Annotated in this window: 18 protein-coding genes and 1 pseudogene; 6 read left to right on the plus strand and 13 right to left on the minus strand. The window is 62.7% G+C overall.

Going from position 1 to position 15,219, the window contains the following annotated elements; genetic code table 11:
• Nucleotides 1–206: 206 nt before the first annotated feature.
• The 8 genes and pseudogenes from HNQ95_RS06485 to HNQ95_RS06520 all read right to left on the minus strand — a co-directional run bounded on the left by HNQ95_RS06485 (nucleotide 207) and on the right by HNQ95_RS06520 (nucleotide 4,788).
• The gene (locus HNQ95_RS06485; protein ID WP_067963609.1) at nucleotides 207–482 is read right to left on the minus strand and encodes a DUF1488 family protein; all 276 of its coding nucleotides are present in this window, start codon (nucleotides 480–482) and stop codon (nucleotides 207–209) included.
• Nucleotides 479–790: a hypothetical protein gene (locus HNQ95_RS06490; protein WP_154387330.1), complete on the minus strand. Its 312-nt coding sequence runs from the start codon at nucleotides 788–790 to the stop codon at nucleotides 479–481. The genes HNQ95_RS06485 and HNQ95_RS06490 overlap by 4 nt, the downstream gene beginning before the upstream one ends.
• Entirely contained in the window at nucleotides 787–1,029 is a 243-nt protein-coding gene (locus HNQ95_RS06495; RefSeq protein WP_182573624.1) for a hypothetical protein, read from the minus strand. The genes HNQ95_RS06490 and HNQ95_RS06495 overlap by 4 nt, the downstream gene beginning before the upstream one ends.
• Before the next feature lie 126 nt (nucleotides 1,030–1,155).
• The gene (locus HNQ95_RS06500) at nucleotides 1,156–1,440 is read right to left on the minus strand and encodes a hypothetical protein (protein WP_067963617.1); all 285 of its coding nucleotides are present in this window, start codon (nucleotides 1,438–1,440) and stop codon (nucleotides 1,156–1,158) included.
• Nucleotides 1,437–1,697: a hypothetical protein gene (locus tag HNQ95_RS06505; protein ID WP_067963620.1), complete on the minus strand. Its 261-nt coding sequence runs from the start codon at nucleotides 1,695–1,697 to the stop codon at nucleotides 1,437–1,439. Before HNQ95_RS06505 ends, HNQ95_RS06500 begins: the two co-directional genes overlap by 4 nt.
• A gap of 180 nt (nucleotides 1,698–1,877) precedes the next feature.
• Nucleotides 1,878–2,777: a universal stress protein gene (locus HNQ95_RS06510; RefSeq protein ID WP_067963624.1), complete on the minus strand. Its 900-nt coding sequence runs from the start codon at nucleotides 2,775–2,777 to the stop codon at nucleotides 1,878–1,880.
• Nucleotides 2,778–2,984: 207 nt separating this feature from the next.
• On the minus strand, nucleotides 2,985–3,983 hold the full coding sequence (locus HNQ95_RS06515) for an ABC transporter permease (RefSeq protein ID WP_067966810.1): 999 nt from the start codon (nucleotides 3,981–3,983) through the stop codon (nucleotides 2,985–2,987).
• Nucleotides 3,984–4,024: 41 nt separating this feature from the next.
• A pseudogene (locus HNQ95_RS06520) lies at nucleotides 4,025–4,788 on the minus strand (ATP-binding cassette domain-containing protein).
• A 227-nt stretch (nucleotides 4,789–5,015) separates the two neighbouring features.
• Between HNQ95_RS06520 and HNQ95_RS06525 the strand changes: the two are divergent.
• The 3 genes from HNQ95_RS06525 to HNQ95_RS06535 all read left to right on the plus strand — a co-directional run bounded on the left by HNQ95_RS06525 (nucleotide 5,016) and on the right by HNQ95_RS06535 (nucleotide 7,955).
• A complete protein-coding gene (locus HNQ95_RS06525; RefSeq protein ID WP_182573623.1) occupies nucleotides 5,016–5,996 on the plus strand; it encodes an NAD-dependent epimerase/dehydratase family protein in 981 nt (326 codons plus the stop codon).
• A 47-nt stretch (nucleotides 5,997–6,043) separates the two neighbouring features.
• A complete protein-coding gene (locus tag HNQ95_RS06530; RefSeq protein ID WP_182573622.1) occupies nucleotides 6,044–7,030 on the plus strand; it encodes a substrate-binding domain-containing protein in 987 nt (328 codons plus the stop codon).
• A 157-nt stretch (nucleotides 7,031–7,187) separates the two neighbouring features.
• Nucleotides 7,188–7,955 (plus strand): FadR/GntR family transcriptional regulator, encoded by a 768-nt coding sequence (locus HNQ95_RS06535; RefSeq protein WP_182573621.1) that lies wholly within the window; start codon nucleotides 7,188–7,190, stop codon nucleotides 7,953–7,955.
• A gap of 23 nt (nucleotides 7,956–7,978) precedes the next feature.
• On the opposite strand, the gene HNQ95_RS06540 is transcribed toward HNQ95_RS06535, so the two are convergent.
• The gene (locus tag HNQ95_RS06540; RefSeq protein ID WP_067963638.1) at nucleotides 7,979–8,905 is read right to left on the minus strand and encodes an NAD(P)-dependent oxidoreductase; all 927 of its coding nucleotides are present in this window, start codon (nucleotides 8,903–8,905) and stop codon (nucleotides 7,979–7,981) included.
• Between the two features lie 97 nt (nucleotides 8,906–9,002).
• On the opposite strand from HNQ95_RS06540, the gene HNQ95_RS06545 reads away from it, so the two are divergent.
• Both HNQ95_RS06545 and HNQ95_RS06550 read left to right on the plus strand, forming a co-directional pair.
• Nucleotides 9,003–9,899 carry an NAD-dependent epimerase/dehydratase family protein gene (locus tag HNQ95_RS06545; RefSeq protein ID WP_182573620.1) on the plus strand — a complete coding sequence of 299 codons (897 nt, stop codon included), beginning with the start codon at nucleotides 9,003–9,005 and terminating at the stop codon, nucleotides 9,897–9,899.
• Nucleotides 9,900–10,018: 119 nt separating this feature from the next.
• The gene (locus HNQ95_RS06550; protein ID WP_154387338.1) at nucleotides 10,019–10,780 is read left to right on the plus strand and encodes a FadR/GntR family transcriptional regulator; all 762 of its coding nucleotides are present in this window, start codon (nucleotides 10,019–10,021) and stop codon (nucleotides 10,778–10,780) included.
• 151 nt (nucleotides 10,781–10,931) lie between these two features.
• Here HNQ95_RS06550 and HNQ95_RS33380 read toward each other — a convergent pair whose 3' ends face one another.
• From HNQ95_RS33380 to HNQ95_RS06570, 4 genes are all read right to left on the minus strand, one after another.
• A complete protein-coding gene (locus HNQ95_RS33380; RefSeq protein WP_210289149.1) occupies nucleotides 10,932–11,075 on the minus strand; it encodes a hypothetical protein in 144 nt (47 codons plus the stop codon).
• A 280-nt stretch (nucleotides 11,076–11,355) separates the two neighbouring features.
• Nucleotides 11,356–12,081 (minus strand): ATP-binding cassette domain-containing protein, encoded by a 726-nt coding sequence (locus HNQ95_RS06560; protein ID WP_067963645.1) that lies wholly within the window; start codon nucleotides 12,079–12,081, stop codon nucleotides 11,356–11,358.
• 2 nt (nucleotides 12,082–12,083) lie between these two features.
• Entirely contained in the window at nucleotides 12,084–13,256 is a 1,173-nt protein-coding gene (locus HNQ95_RS06565; protein WP_154387341.1) for an FtsX-like permease family protein, read from the minus strand.
• Nucleotides 13,253–14,473 (minus strand): HlyD family efflux transporter periplasmic adaptor subunit, encoded by a 1,221-nt coding sequence (locus tag HNQ95_RS06570; protein ID WP_169808343.1) that lies wholly within the window; start codon nucleotides 14,471–14,473, stop codon nucleotides 13,253–13,255. The genes HNQ95_RS06565 and HNQ95_RS06570 overlap by 4 nt, the downstream gene beginning before the upstream one ends.
• Before the next feature lie 207 nt (nucleotides 14,474–14,680).
• Here HNQ95_RS06570 and HNQ95_RS06575 point away from each other — a divergent pair, with 207 nt between their 5' ends.
• A complete protein-coding gene (locus tag HNQ95_RS06575; protein WP_182573619.1) occupies nucleotides 14,681–15,169 on the plus strand; it encodes a hypothetical protein in 489 nt (162 codons plus the stop codon).
• The last annotated feature ends 50 nt before the right edge of the window (nucleotides 15,170–15,219 follow it).

Here is a 15,219-nt window from a genome sequence, read left to right on the forward strand (position 1 = left end):
CCTTCTTGCATGTGTTCAGCAGAGTGCGGCTCGCGGCTCGCGCGTCTTGTGGGAAGCTGTTGATGACGAAACTCCAGACCAGATTTTGAGTTGCTCATATTGGCTGCATCGACTTTTCGGGTTGCGACCCAATCGGCAGCCAACGGCGTGAACGCCTGGGACAGGATCGTGCGCAGGCACGATCGGTCCCCGGGGCATTGGCTGTCTCACCGGAAATCGACGGCAGTCAGCGTGTAGTAGGTGCGGCGACCATGGGAATAGGCTTCGCGCGCGACATCGTAGATTGACTTGCGCGCTACGTCGAACGCGGTCAGGCATTCTGACTCGGACAGCTGTGTCCCGCTTGCACAGGCCCCTGCTCTCGCCAATGCGCCGGCTTCGACGAAGAAGCGCACTTCGAACATGCCGTCGTGACCGATGAAGCGGACGGCATTTTTTGCTTGGTCGAAGCTGCGGCTCGGATTGAGAAATGCAAGCGTCACGTGTTGCCTCCTGTTGCGCTCAGCCCAAACGCTTCCGGCCCGCTCCGTCCCCTGTGGCGGCCTGTATTGCGAAGATTGAGAAAAATCATCCCGCTCGTCGCACGAGACCGGGTCAGCCCCGTCATCGCCTGGCCGTCGATATTGACCGGGATGCCCGTGAAGACATGATAGACGGTCCAGGAGCGATCCGCTTCGATGCGGCGGCCAACTTGATGTTCGATGGAGTAAGGCGCCCCGCCTTCATTGTCCCAGATGTCGATCGCGGCGGCATCGCGTCTGGGTTGGCTTTCGGTGCTGCGGTCCGTCATGGTCGTGACCTTCCTTCATAGAGTGCGTCGGCATCTACGTCCCCGGAATAGAGAACCCTGCCATCCGCGTCGGTAATCGTGATGCCGTCCGGCCGCTGCGGCAGGTCGAGGGTTTGCGACAGGCGCAGTGCAAGCTCTATCGCCCCCTCGACGTCGGCGACTTCATCTGTCTCGCGGCCCACGACCGCATGGGCGTCGTCCTTGCCGCGGGTGCGATAGAATTCGATCACGATCTTCATCTGCCGCCCGCGGTCACCTTTCTGGCGAGCTTTATCTGGCTGCCGAACGTGACTTCACGCATCGGAGGTGTTTTCACCTGGGCCTGCTTGGGCTTTCGAATCTCGCGACTGCTGCGCTTTTGTCCCTTAGCCATGGCCGAATGCCCTTTCGATGAGACTTGCGTCGTCCTGCCCCAGTGGCGCGCCGAGCAGTTCGATATTGTCTTCGGACGTCACGCGCTCATGAAGTTCTCGTTCGTTGCGGATGCGGTACTGAGGCGAGTCTTCTCTCGCGGGCAACGTGCCCGTAATGCGGTATGCCTGCGTGCCGAAGCTTCGCTTCAACCGTACGGTCTGCCCTATCGAAAAACGATGGATCGTCGGGTCGCGCCGGGCAGGATGCTTGCCTCGCATGAGGAAGGTCGCAGTCATGATTGCCGGTCCCTTTCCAGTGCGGCTTCGAGGTCTGCCGGATTGATCGGCACCATCTGTTGTTTAGGCCCCGGCGTGTCGATCGCCGGCAGATGGAAGAATGTCTTGGTTCGCAGCCAGGCCACTCGGGAGACGCTTTCGATCAGTTCTTCGTCTCGATCGACACGGTAGGCTCCCGCCGGTTGCTGTCCGGCGATGCCCGCGAATGAAAATGCGGATGCGAAGTGGACGACGGTTTCTATGGTTCGGCTGGTCACGGCTGCGTTCTCCGCAGGATTGCGCGGGATACGTCCCGCAACGCTCTGACGCCACATTCACGGTCAACGTCAGAGATCACTCCAAGCTCCGCTTGAGCTGGATTCATGTGCCATGGGAAGGACGATCGCCCGCTTTCCGATGATGCCCAGTCCGCGGTGGCCACGACCCCGCCCGGCGCTCTAATGCTTCATCATCATCGGCAGCGTGCTATGCGACAACAGGTAGTGGGTGACGCGACCGAGCAGCAGCTCCAGGAAATATCCATGCTTGAAGGCGCCGATCAGCAGGCAGGTGGCCTTCGCGGTTTTCGCGAAATCGAGGATCGTTTCGCCGACGGAGCAGTTGCCTGAGCTGGTCGTGACAACGTCGCCGTCCAGCTCGAGCTGCTTGAGCAGTTCCCGCGCCGTGAACTGATTACGTCCGTCGGTTTTGTCGTTGATGCATAGAACGGTGATGTGATCGGCTGCCGCCAGCCAGCGTCTCGCTGCGACGACGGCGCGCTGGGCATGATCGTGCTGCTTCCAGCCAACCACGATGTGACCCATCAGATCACCGGCATATTGGCCGGGCGGCGGCGCCAGGACGAGCTTGTGTTCGTTGAACAGAAGGTCGTGAAACGCATCGCGGGCATCTATGTTGCCATGGCAGGGGGCGACGGCGAGTGCCGTCTCATGGCATTCGCTCGTCACGCAGCGATTAAGGTCGCCGCGGCAATCATCAAGACGAAGACGGTCTCGACCCGGCTTGCCTCGCTTCCAGTCTTCGAATGCGGAAGTGACCCGCTCCAACCGCTGCGCCGGCGAGCCTTCGTCGAGGTCACGCAGCATCTGCAGGTCGATCTCCTCGGCGGCCGCGATCATCCTTTCAGGATCGGCGCCGACATGGGCGGCGGCCATGGTGCCGCCGACGGCACACGCTGCGTCTTCGGCGATATCCAGGCAAAGCCGCGTGGTTGCCGGATCGGCTAACAAGGCGAGAACGTCGGCATGGACGGTCAGCTCGTGGACAGGGTCTTTGAGAATGACGCCAGCCTCCGCCGCCGGCGGTTTTTGTGGGTTGTCGTTCGAGGGCGCTTCCATGCCGGACCTCCTTCCGCAATGCTCCCGCATCGCTTCTGGTCCATCGGGTGTAAGTTTACTCCGGCGTCTCCCCGCTCGCAACGCCGCTGGCATGCCGGTTGGCGGCTGCGTTGGTCGGCTTCCGCTCGCTTCAAGCCGGTTGCGCGCACAGGCAACAGGACGGAATTTTTCGGTTCGGCCGTCGAGGATCGCCGCCCCGCAGAACCACTATTCGCTCAGCCGGAAATTGCGGATCCTGTCGAACAGCACGGCAAGCACGATGGCGCTGCCGATGAATGTGCCTTGCCAGAAGGCGTTGATGCCGAGCAGGCCAAGGCTGTTGCGGATCACCTCGATCAGCGCCGCACCGATGATCGCGCCGAAGGCAGTGCCGACCCCGCCGGCCAGGTTGGCGCCGCCGATGACGGCGGCCGCGATCACCTGAAGTTCCATGCCTGCGCCGATATTGGTGGTGACGGCACCGAGCCAGCCGGTCTGGATGATGCCGGCGATGCCGGCCGACAGCGCCGAGATCATGTAGACGGCGACCTTGATCTTGCGCACCGGAACGCCGGTCAGCGTCGCTGCGTGCTCATTGCCGCCGATGGCAAAGACGTAGCGGCCAAATCGCGTCCAGCGCAGCACAAAACCGGTGAGCAGCGCCAGAACGATCATGTACAGCACCGGATTGGCGATGCCGAAGAACCAGGCGCCGCCGCCCAGCGCCAGCAGCTTGTCGTGGTCGGGGCCAAACTGGAAGACGACGGTGTTGTTGGATGCGACCATGGCCAGGCTGCGTGCGATCGACAGCATGCCGAGCGTGACCACGAATGGCGGAAAGTCGAGATAGGCGATCAAGATGCCGTTGAACGCCCCGATCACCAGCGCGGTGCCGATGGCCGCCGCAATGCCGACCTCGATGCCGTATCCGGCATGCATGACCACCGCCAGCACCATGCTGCACAGGCACAGCACCGAACCGACCGACAGATCGATGCCGCCGGTGATGATGACCAGCGTCATGCCAAGCGCGATGATCGCGACGAAGGTGACGTTGCGGGTGATGTTGTAGAGGTTTTTCGTCGTCGCGAATGAATCGGTGGCAAAGGACAGGAAGATGCAGGCCAGAATGACGGCAATGAGGACCCAGAAGGTCTGGCTGCCGAGAACCTGCGCCATCCAGCTCTGCTGTTTCTGTGAAATGCTCTGGTCAAGGGTAACAGCCATCATCGACCTTCGTTTCGTCACTGCGCGACCGGCAGGGTTGATCATACCTGTTCGATGGCACCGGTAATAAGCCCCGTCACTTCCTCCGGCGAACTCAAGGCAATCGGCTTGTCGGCAACCTTGTGGCCACGCCGCATGACGATGACCCTGTCAGCCACCGTAAAGACATCAGGCATGCGGTGGCTGATCAGCACGACGGCAATGCCGCGATCGCGCAGCTGGCGGATCAGGTTGAGGACTTCCGCCACCTGACGGACCGAGATCGCCGCCGTCGGCTCGTCCATCAACACGATCTTGGCCTCGGAAAGCATGGTGCGGGCAATGGCCACCGCCTGCCGCTGCCCACCCGACATCTGCCGGACGAGGTCGCGCGGCCGCGTCTCGGACTTCAGGTCCCTGAAGATCTCGCCGGCCCGCTTGTACATCGCCTTGTAGTCGAGGACGCGCAACGGTCCAAAACCGCGGCGCAGCTCGCGGCCAAGGAAGACGTTCGCCGCCGCCGTCAGATTGTTGCACAGCGCGAGGTCCTGGTGGACGATCTCGATGCCATGCTGCCGCGCTTCCACCGGGCGATGCATGACCAGCTCGGCCCCCTCCAGCCGCATGCTGCCATGGCTCGGCCGAAAGTTGCCGGCGATCATCTTGACCAGGGTCGACTTGCCGGCGCCGTTGTCGCCCATCAGGCCGACGACCTGTCCCGCCTCGAGCGAGAACGACACGTCGTTGACCGCCTGGATGGCGCCGAAATGCTTGGAAATGTTGGCGAGTTCGAGAACTGCCACCAGCCTCTAGCCTCCCGAAACATGCAAGCCTCGCAAGCCGTCCCGCACGCGTCACGCTCGGGCACTGCGCATTCACGTTCCCCGATCTCCTCCCGGGAAACGCGAAGACCCGCATTTATGCAAAACGCCTCGACAGCGTCAATCAATTGTCGGGTGGACTCGGCACAAATGTCTCAAAAATCTGTTTTGTCGGACAAATAGCATTGACGACGACGACGCCAGGATATTAGCTGGGCATCGGAGGAAGAGCATGCTGATCCTTGTTACCGGTGCAACGGGCAAGGTCGGGCGGCACTTCATCGCTGGGCTGCTTGACGATCCGCGATTTTCCGAGACCCGCATCCGCGCGCTTTGTCACAACCGCTCCGTCGATGAAGGCGACCGCATCGAGATCGCCCGCGGCTCGATCGCCGATCGCGACGTCGTTGCCAACGCGCTTGCCGGCGTCACCCACGTCGTGCACCTCGCCACATGCAAGGAAACGCCAGCTGACGTGATGGACGTCGCCGTCAAGGGCCTGTTCTGGCTGCTCGAGGCGTTTCGGCTCAGTCCAACCGCCCGACAGTTCATCCTCATCGGCGGCGACGCGGCGATCGGTCATTTCCACTACCGCAACGATGCGCCCCTCACCGAAGCGGCACGGCATCGGGCCTATCCCGGCAGCTATGCGCTGTCGAAGGTTCTCGAAGAGGTCATGCTGGAGCAGTTCGGCATCCAGTATGGCCTCAACTGGTGCTGCCTGCGCGCGCCGTGGATCATGGAGAAGGACGACTTCAGATACACGCTGTCTTTCGGTGACGACGTCTTTGGCGGCCCGGACTGGAAGACACTGGTGCCGGAGGCAGACGCCAGGCGCCATGCCAGGGCGGGCACCGTGCCGCTGTTGCGTGATGCCGACGGGCAGCCGCTGAAGCGCAACTTCGTCCATGTCCACGACCTGGTGTCGGCGATCCTTGCGGCGATCGACAATCCGCGCGCCAGGCAGCAACTCTTCAACGTCTGCATGGATCGTCCGGTCGATTATGGCGAGGTCGCCGACCATCTCGCCCGCACCCGTCACCTCGCCTCGATCGACATAGCGAGCCAGTACCACTCGAACTGGATGGACAATGCCAAGGCCAGGTCCCTGCTTGGCTGGCACCCCCGATACGACCTCGAAATGCTCATCGACTCGGCCTGGCGGTACGAGCGTTCGGACAATGATCCTCGCACCGTCTGGTATCCGGGTTGATTTCGTCGCGGGCACGCCGTGCCCGTTTGTTCAAATGGGAGGAAACAATGAGGAAGGCATTATTGCTCGCTACCGCTGTCCTGGCACTCAGCGCTGGAAACGCGCTCGCCAAGAAGCAGCTCGTCATCGTCGTCAAAGGCCTCGACAACCCATTCTTCGAAGCCATCAACCAGGGTTGCCAGAAGTGGAACAAGGAAAACGCCAGCTCGGAATATGAATGCTTCTACACCGGGCCGGCATCGACGTCGGATGAGGCTGGCGAAGCGCAGATCGTCCAGGACATGCTGGGCAAGGCCGACACGGCTGCGATCGCCATTTCGCCTTCGAACGCCAAGCTGATCGCCCAGACCATCAAGACCGCCAACCCGACTGTTCCGGTCATGACGCTGGATGCCGATCTCGCCGCCGAGGACGCCGCATTGCGCAAGACCTATCTCGGCACCGACAACTACCTGATGGGCGCGCGCATCGGCGAATACATCAAGAAAGCCAAGCCCAGTGGTGGCAAGATCTGCACCATCGAGGGCAATCCGGGCGCCGACAACATCCTGCGCCGCGCCCAGGGCATGCGCGACACGCTGACCGGCCAGAAGGGCCTGACTGAACTCAAGGGTGAAGGCGGCTGGACCGAGGTTGCCGGCTGCCCTGTCTTCACCAATGACGATGGCGCCAAGGGCGTCCAGGCGATGACCGACATCCTCGCGGCCAATCCCGACCTCGATGCCTTCGGCATCATGGGCGGCTGGCCCTTGTTCGGCGCCCCGCAGCCCTATCGCGACCTGTTCAAGCCGATGGCCGACAAGATCGCCAAGAACGAGTTCGTCATCGGCGCTGCCGACACGATCGGCGACGAAGTGGCGATTGCCAGGGAGGGCCTTGTCACTGCGCTGGTCGGCCAGCGGCCGTTCGAAATGGGCTACAAGGCACCGACTGTCATGATCGACCTGATCGAAGGCAAGACGGTCGACGATCCGGTCTTCACCGGCCTCGACGAATGCACCAAGGACACGGTCGATACCTGTATCCAGAAATAGGTGCAGGCCAGAAGTAGGTGCAGCTCGGAGCGCCCGGCTCGCCGGCGCTCCGACAAGCCTGCGCGGTTGATGTCGCGCGCGGACGGTTCCGCCGCCCGAGCCGGCTTTTGCTGCACCAATCAGAACGGAATTGATCCAGCAGAGATCAACTCGGTCGATGGCAGACGGAACGTCCAAAAGGCCTGAGGAAACGGTCGCCGACCGCCCGCCGGCAATGCGTCGCCCCAACGCCGCGCGCATGAGCGGCTCGAGCGTGCACGCCTGGCTCGCCAGCGAGATCGGCCTCAGGATCGTGCGCGGCGACTATCCGCCGGGCACCATCCTGCCGAACGAGGCGAAATGGTCTGAAACCTTCGATGTCAGCCGCTCGGCCGTGCGCGAGGCGATCAAGATGCTGATGGCAAAGAGCCTTCTGGCATCGCGCCCCAAGGTCGGCAGCTGGGTCGAACCGAAGGATCGCTGGAACCTGCTCGATCGTGACGTGCTGAGCTGGTATGCGGCCTCGCCCGATCGCGAAGCCTTTCTGCGCACAGTGCAGGAGTTCCGCCACATCATCGAGCCGGAAGCCGCCGCCTTTGCCGCGGAACGCCACAGCGAAGCGCAGATGGGCGAGATCAGCCAGAGCTGTCGCGACATGGGCCAGGCGACATCATTGCAGGAACGCACCCAGGCAGACACGCGCTTCCACCTTGCCATACTGCGTGCATCCGGCAACGACCTTCTGGTGCCGCTGGGCGTGCTGATCGAATCCGCGCTCCATCACCTCTTCACCTTCGTGACGCAGGAGATCAGGGACGAACGCGCCCAGAGCCTGCATGAGGCGATCGAGACGAACATCCGGCTTAGGCGCCCCAGGGCGGCGCGCAACGCCGTGCACAGGCTGCTGGCCGACACCGACGACGTGATCGCCCGCTCGGGACGGTAGACACGTGTCCCGCCCGGGCTCACTCAGCTCTTTTCCGGCGGCGCCAGGTCGACGCCGTTGATCTGCCCGATATGTGTCGCCAGCATCGGCACGTAGCGCTCGCCTCCGCCGGCGGCGACGGCGCCGGCAAACGCGTTCTTGGCGGCATTTCCCAGCGGGTTCACCATGCCGACGGAATCGGCCATCGATTCGAGATAGGTCAGGTCCTTGACCGCATTGGCCAGCGTAAACTTGTGGGCGTCGCGATCCCCTTCGAGGGTCCAGCGCATGAAGGTCTGATAGAAACCGCAGTCCATGCGGCCGTTGCGGATGACGCTGTCGAAGCGGGCGGGCGAGATGCCGACCTTGCCGGCCAGGGCCAGGGCTTCGGAATAAAGTGCTGCATAGCCGAGCGACAGAAAATTGTTCAACAGCTTCATCCGGTGGCCGTCGCCGGTTTGGCCGACATGGACGGCACGCCCGGCCCAGGTGTCGAACACCGGTTTCAGCCTGGCAAACATCGTATCGGAAGCGCCGACCATGGTGTCCAGGGTGCCCTCCCACGCCTCCTTTGGCGTGCGGCTCAACGGCGCGTCGACCAAGGTGACGTCGACGGCGGCAAGCTCGGCCGCCAGCGCCATCGTCGACACCGGGTCGGACGTCGAACAATCGACAACCACCGAGCCCGGCTTCAGCGCCTGCTTCAACCCGCCTGCGCCGCGAACGACGTCTTCGACCTGCCGCGAACCGGTGACGCAGATAAAAATGACGCTCGAGCGGGCGGCCACCTCCGCAGCAGTGGGGACCTCGACGGCGCCGCGGGCGATCATGTCTTCGGCCGGGCCGCGGTTCCTGCGGCCGAGAAAGGTCAGCGGATAGCCCTTGTCGACGATGTTCCTGGCAATGCCATGCCCCATCAGGCCAAGGCCGATGAAACCGATCTGCTCGGTCGATCTGGTGCTGTTTGCCATCTTCCGTGCCCTCCGGTCGCAGGTTGAATTCGGCGCAGTCGTCACCGATGATATTGTCTGACAATATCCAATGATCTGGCAGAATGTGGAGGACAAAATGTCGAAGCGGATCATCTTTACCGGCGGCAGCGGCAAGGCCGGCCGCCACGTCGTCCAGTACCTTGTCGACCAGGGGCATCAGCTTCTCAATCTCGACGCCAGGCCGCTCGACAATCCAAAGGTCCGGACGCTGATCACCGACATCACCGACAGCGGCCAGCTCTTCAACGCGCTGACCAGCTATATGGGGCTGCACGAGTTCGACCCGTCGTTGCGGCCGCAGCCCGTCGACGCCGTCGTGCATTTCGCCGCCATTCCTCGGATCATGCTCACACCTGATAACGAGCTGTTCCGCATCAACGCGCTCGGCACCTACAACGTCATCGAGGCGGCGGTGAAACTCGGCATCCGCAAGATCATCATCGCCTCGAGCGAGACGACCTATGGTCTTGTCTTCGCCAATGAGCCGCGAAACCCGCACTATTTTCCGCTCGATGAGGACTATGACGTCGATCCGATGGACAGCTATGCCCTCTCCAAGGTCGTCAATGAAAAGACGGCACGGGCCTTTGCACTGCGCAGCGGCTTCGACATCTATGCCTTGCGGATCGGCAACGTCATCGAGCCGCACGAATACGAGCTGTTTCCGAAGTGGTTTGCCGATCCGGGTTTCCGCAAGCGCATCGCCTGGAGCTACATCGACGCGCGTGACCTGGGTCAGATCACCGACCTCGCGGTCAAGACCGACGGCCTGGGCTATCAGGTCTTCAACGCGGCCAATGACGACACCTCGTCCGACCTGCCGACACAAGAGCTGCTCGAGCGGTTCTATCCCGGCGTGCCGTTGAAGCATGAACTCGGCGAATTCGAAACGCTGCTGTCCAATCGCAAGGCCAAGGAGGTCCTGGGTTTCCGCAGCCAGCACAGCTGGCGAAAATACGTCTCGCAAAACTGATTGGCCGGCGCCGGGAAGCGACGCTTGACACTTGGGATGGCGCACCACTCTGTTGCGAAGGCGGCCCGAAATTCCAGCATCGGCCAGACGACAACAGGAAGACGACAACAGGAAGACCAATGGCCTCGAAGCCGACAGACGCACTCATCGCCGACAAGCCGCTGGCGAGCCGCCGAACCGACGCCACGCGTATTTCGGGCGCCAGCGTACATACCTCCCTTGCCAGCGAGATCGGCCTCAGGATCGTTCGCGGCGACTATCCCCCCGGAACGATCCTGCCCAACGAGGCCAAGTGGACCGAAATCTTCGATGTCAGTCGTTCCGCGGTGCGCGAAGCGATCAAGATGCTGATGGCCAAGAGCCTGCTGGCCTCCCGCCCCAAGATCGGCAGCTGGGTGGAGCCCAAGGAGCATTGGAACCTGCTCGACCGCGACGTCCTGAGCTGGTACGCCGCCTCGCCCGACCGCGAAGGCTTTCTCAGGACGGTGCAGGAGTTCCGCCACATCATCGAGCCGGAAGCGACGGCACTGGCCGCCGAGCGCCGGACCGAAGCGCAGATGGCTGACATAAGCCAGGCCCTTCACGACATGGGCAATGCCGCTTCGCTGCAGCACCGGACACAGGCCGACACACGCTTTCACGTGGCAATCCTGCGCGCATCGGGCAACGACCTTCTGGTGCCGCTCGGTGTCCTGATCGAATCTGCCTTGAACCACCTGTTCGTTCACGTGACCCGCGAGGACAGCAGCCTGCTGCGCGCGCAGAAACTGCACGAGAACATCGAGAAGTGCATTCGGCTGCAGAAGCCGAATGCCGCGCGCAACGCGGTCCGCAAGCTTCTGGCGAATACCGATGAGATCATCGCTCGACGAGCAAGATAGGGGCTGCAGTCACCTCGCTCTTTGGCGCCAAGATCCGCCATTGCCTGTTCCGGACCTTCGACCCGGCCGAACGCATCGACACCGGACTGCATGATCTCTGGTATCCAAAGAACGCCGGCTTCCGCGAATAACGCAGCGGGCTCAACCTCTATCATCTGAAGATGAACGACCCGGCCCGGCGCAGCGTCCGGCGCGACCTCCTCTCGACCCGCACCGCCGCGACCAGGCCGTCGGTTACCTCGCCGACGAAACCGGCGTGCAGCTCGAGCCCATCCCGGCCGACCGTCCTTATCATCGGCCTCATGTCGACGATGGCGGCCTGTGGATGTTCGACCTCCGCGACAAGGCCGGCGCAGAAGGATGGCAGGGCTAGGCTTGTCCAGCTGAGATCACTCTGCCATTCAGGCCTGCGGCGGCCGGATGCCGCCGAAACAACCACATCACAAAGCGGCTTCTCATCGGCCGACGAGCTTCGGCGGCAATGCGCCCCGTTGCGGTCGTTCAGCTGCCCGCGATCGGATACTGAAACTTGTCTTTTCAAGTTCATGAGAGGACCGCGCAGGGCGCCAAAAGCGTCAGGGGTGGTGTCGTTTCTGCGCTGTTCGTGGTGCCGTATCAGAGACAACTCGACCATCCTCCAGCACAAGGATACGGTCTGCGCGTTCGAGTATCCGGCTGTCGTGGGTGACAAGGAGAGTGGTCGTGCCGCGGCTGCGGCCGAGGCGCTTGAGGAGATCCACGACTTCGGATGCACTGTCGGCGTCGAGCGCGGCGGTGGGCTCGTCAGCCAGCACGAGTGCCGGGTTGCCAACGAGTGCGCGGGCAACGGCCACGCGTTGCTTCTGTCCGCCCGAGAGGTTGGCGGGCAGATAGTTGATTCGATCGGACAGGCCCACGAGTTCAAGGACATGGACCGCTGCCTTGTGTGCGAGTTCATCCGAAACATCACCATGAACCTGAACGCCCATGATCACGTTCTGCAAGGCCGTCAGGCTCTCATGCAGATTGTGCGCTTGGAAAATGAAGCCGAGGCGCCGTCTCAGCGTCATCAGCGTGGTTTCACGGGCACCGTTCAGTTGCTCCCCGAGCAGGCGCACAGATCCGTCCTGCACGCCGCGAAGACAACCGAGCAGGGTAAGCACCGTCGTCTTGCCGGAGCCGGATGGCCCCATGAGCACGGTGAAGCTTCCAGCCTCGATCGCGAAATTGAGATCGTAGAGCGCCTGCTTGCGGGCATCGCCTATGCCGAACCAGTGGTTAAGCCCACGGACTTCGATGACGTCGCGATCTGGCGTTTCCATGATCAGAAGAGGTCCGCCGGATCTGCGGCTGCGACGCGTCTGGTGGCGATCGCGCCCGACAGGGACGAAACTGCGATCGTTCCGACGAAGACAGAAGCCGCCATAACGAGCGTCATCGATAGCGGCAGCGTCGTCACCTTTGCCATTACAGTCAGAATTGTCGTGCCGACGATCAGGCCCGGGATGAAGCCGAAGACACCGAGGATCAACGCTTCCTCGAATACGATGCCCAGAAAGAACCGCGAGCCATATCCCATGGCCTTGAAGGTCGCGTATTCCCGCAAGTGGTCCGCCACATCGGTGGAGAGTACCTGATAGATGATGATCAGGCCAACCAGTATGCCGATAAAGACGCCGAACCCGAATATCACGCCGGTTGGACGTCGCGTCTGCTGGTACCGCAAATCCTCGGCCATCGCGTCTGCATAGCTGCGGATGCGCAGCGAGGAATCCGAGATCTGGCCGCGCAGCTGTTCCGACACTTCGTCCACTGACGTGCCGGGTCTCGTGCGCAGGAGGATGTGATCGGGCGCGGCCGAGCTTCGCGCGGGAAACAGCGACAGGAAGGTCTGGTCGGAGACCAGCATGTAGCCGTCGCCGCCGAACCCTCCACCGCCGGAAAACGTGTTGTAGGCCTTGATGGTGCGGCCGTCAGTCTCGAAGGAGAGCGGCGTCTGCGGCCGGATGGCGACAGCTTCGTCTCGCGTAATTCCGCGCGCGAGCCTGTCCAGGATCGCCGCGTCGTTCACCTGCAGCAGGTTCAGGTCGGCCGCAATCTTGGGCGAGATGAAGTCCTGCTTGAACGGATCTATCCCGAATGTTGTGAGGCTGATGTCCGTCTGTCCGCGGTCCCAGGGCACATTGGCGACAAAGAGGCCCATGCCTGCGATGACGTCCGGATTTGCCAGCGCCTGCAGCATCCACTGGCGAGCAACGTTCCCCCCGTCCGCGATCGCATTGGCGTCGGCCGCCGAAATGATGATGTCGGCCCGAAAAAACTCATACGGTCTGAGCGTCGCAACGGCCATCGAGTTCATTATGCCGAGTTGGACGAAGACCAGTACGTTGGCGAAGGCGACACCCGCGATCGCAGCCGCGAAGCGGGTGCGATTATGGGTCAGCTGCAACCAGCCGATAGGGAGCCGCCCAAAGAGCCGTTGCAGCAGGCGGCTCATCGTGCGGCCCGTGTCGCCGCTGACGTGTCGATGCGGGCAATAGCCTCCAGGTTGGTATAGCCCGAAGCCAGCTTCGTCGACGAGGCGTCAAGAGCCACGAGGATGCGAATGACCCTCGCATCGGTGTTCGCGGCGGCATCGTCGGAGATGAGGCCCTGTCGGCCAACAGTCAGGCCGATGCTTTCCACCGTTCCCAGCAATGTCCGCCCCAGCGCGCTGGCGACCAGTTCCACCGGCTGGCCGGCTCGAACGCTGGCAATCCGGTCCTGATAGATCTCGACCTCCGCCATCATTTGGCTGGTGTCACCCATCTCCATGATCCCTTCCGTCGGTGGTCGCTGCCCCGGCGTCGCGTGAATATCGAGGATCGTTCCTGCAATAGGCGCGACAACGAGCGCCCGCTGCGTGTCGAGCTTCACCCGGGCAAGATCGGCCTCGGCGGCAGCAACGTTGCGGCCGGCGACAACCACGTCCGGCTGCTCGTCGGGGTGAACCGAGGAAAAACGGGCGAGCGTTGCCTCGGCACGCGTCACGCTGAGCGCGGCACCCTGGACGGCCGCGCGCGCCGTATCGAGCGTAGCGCCGGTCGCAACCCCGCTACCGGCAAGCTTCCCGGTGCGATCGAGATTGGCTTCGGCTTCACGCAGATTTGAGCGAGCCTGGTCGAGCGTCGCCTGCGCCTCGTCGCGGCTCGACAAGACGGTGCTGCGGGTCTGAAGCAGTGCAGCCTGACGTACCGCCAGATTTGCCTCAGCGAGAAGAACGGCGCTTTCGAGTGCGTCGCGGTTGTCCAGGCGCGCCAGTGGCGTGCCCCGGTCGACCCAATCGCCGACACCGACGAGCAGTTCGGAAAGCCTGGCATCTCCGGCCCCGTAAGGCGCTGCAACGATCGAGACGTCACCGCGCGGTATCACGCGGGCGAGCCCCACGACGTCGGACGGCAGCATCGTTTCGGCCAACTGCGCCGGCAACTCGATATTGGGAGGCAGCGCGATTGGCGAGGCTGATCCCGCACCCGGCGTCAGCCCGGTAATCTCATAGAATTTCTGGAGGGGTACGGGCTGGAAATACATACCCAGGACGCCGCCCAAGAACATGAAGACCGGTATCAGCAGGACGAGCAAATATCGTTTGTGGAACCACCGGCCGCTGCGACGCGGCATGCCATCCGCAAGCTTTAGATCCATGGGCAGATCGCTGCCCGGCGTTGCTGACATATCCCTTCCTTTTTCTGCGTCCGGCGAGTGGCCGACGCTTTGTCCAGTTTGCGTGCGAGACGGCGCGTAGGCACCACAATCCGACGCCAGCCTATCACCTGGCCTGCGGATCCGAATTGACGCAGAGCAAGCGCACGAAAACGCGGAAACGAACGATTTTTGAGAAGGCAGACGATCCCGACCGCCGCGACCAGGCCATTGGCTACGATGACCTGGCCGCCGAAACCGGCGTGCGGCTCGAACCGGCCGGCCGCAAGCTCGAACGTCCGGCGACGCGATTTTGATTTCGATCAAGGACAGCTTGCGGGATGGCCTTATCGTGTCAACATGGTTTGGTTGTGCGACGAACTCCGGCTTCTGGCGACGGCGCTGATTTTGAGCCTGGCGTTGGCGCTTGGCGTCGGCGCTGCGGCGGTTGCCGCTTTGCCCGGCACGTCCGTCGAACAACTGCACCATCTGGCCATCGTCCATCCTGCATCGATCGCGCACGACGCCAACGGGCAAGAGCCGTGCGATGATCGGTTCGCCGATTGCTGTTCAAGCCTGGCGCATTGCAGCGGTATTGCCCTCGTGGCGCCGGCTGACGCGCCCGGCTTTGCCGGTTCCGCGCACCGGACCTGGACCTTGGCAGGAGCGCAATGCCTCCACGGGATCGATCCGCTCGTCAACCGCCATCCGCCCCGCGACCTCGGCTGACACAAGCGACCTTGACGGCCGCGGCGTTTCGCTTCTCGCCCGCGCACTGC

This window comes from Aminobacter ciceronei, from assembly GCF_014138625.1.
GTDB lineage: Bacteria > Pseudomonadota > Alphaproteobacteria > Rhizobiales > Rhizobiaceae > Aminobacter > Aminobacter ciceronei.

Excerpts from the sequence above, each read along its gene's own strand:
- HNQ95_RS06545 (WP_182573620.1), top strand. The coding sequence starts at position 9,003 with ATGTCGAAGCGGATCATCTTTACCGGCGGCAGCGGCAAGGCCGGCCGC.
- HNQ95_RS06495 (WP_182573624.1), bottom strand. The coding sequence starts at position 1,029 with ATGAAGATCGTGATCGAATTCTATCGCACCCGCGGCAAGGACGACGCC.
- HNQ95_RS06565 (WP_154387341.1), bottom strand. The coding sequence starts at position 13,256 with ATGAGCCGCCTGCTGCAACGGCTCTTTGGGCGGCTCCCTATCGGCTGG.
- HNQ95_RS06530 (WP_182573622.1), top strand. The coding sequence starts at position 6,044 with ATGAGGAAGGCATTATTGCTCGCTACCGCTGTCCTGGCACTCAGCGCT.
- HNQ95_RS33380 (WP_210289149.1), bottom strand. The coding sequence starts at position 11,075 with ATGATAAGGACGGTCGGCCGGGATGGGCTCGAGCTGCACGCCGGTTTC.
- HNQ95_RS06500 (WP_067963617.1), bottom strand. The coding sequence starts at position 1,440 with ATGACTGCGACCTTCCTCATGCGAGGCAAGCATCCTGCCCGGCGCGAC.
- HNQ95_RS06540 (WP_067963638.1), bottom strand. The coding sequence starts at position 8,905 with ATGGCAAACAGCACCAGATCGACCGAGCAGATCGGTTTCATCGGCCTT.
- HNQ95_RS06550 (WP_154387338.1), top strand. The coding sequence starts at position 10,019 with ATGGCCTCGAAGCCGACAGACGCACTCATCGCCGACAAGCCGCTGGCG.
- HNQ95_RS06575 (WP_182573619.1), top strand. The coding sequence starts at position 14,681 with ATGACCTGGCCGCCGAAACCGGCGTGCGGCTCGAACCGGCCGGCCGCA.
- HNQ95_RS06515 (WP_067966810.1), bottom strand. The coding sequence starts at position 3,983 with ATGGCTGTTACCCTTGACCAGAGCATTTCACAGAAACAGCAGAGCTGG.
- HNQ95_RS06510 (WP_067963624.1), bottom strand. The coding sequence starts at position 2,777 with ATGGAAGCGCCCTCGAACGACAACCCACAAAAACCGCCGGCGGCGGAG.
- HNQ95_RS06570 (WP_169808343.1), bottom strand. The coding sequence starts at position 14,473 with ATGTCAGCAACGCCGGGCAGCGATCTGCCCATGGATCTAAAGCTTGCG.
- HNQ95_RS06490 (WP_154387330.1), bottom strand. The coding sequence starts at position 790 with ATGACGGACCGCAGCACCGAAAGCCAACCCAGACGCGATGCCGCCGCG.
- HNQ95_RS06525 (WP_182573623.1), top strand. The coding sequence starts at position 5,016 with ATGCTGATCCTTGTTACCGGTGCAACGGGCAAGGTCGGGCGGCACTTC.
- HNQ95_RS06560 (WP_067963645.1), bottom strand. The coding sequence starts at position 12,081 with ATGGAAACGCCAGATCGCGACGTCATCGAAGTCCGTGGGCTTAACCAC.
- HNQ95_RS06535 (WP_182573621.1), top strand. The coding sequence starts at position 7,188 with ATGGCAGACGGAACGTCCAAAAGGCCTGAGGAAACGGTCGCCGACCGC.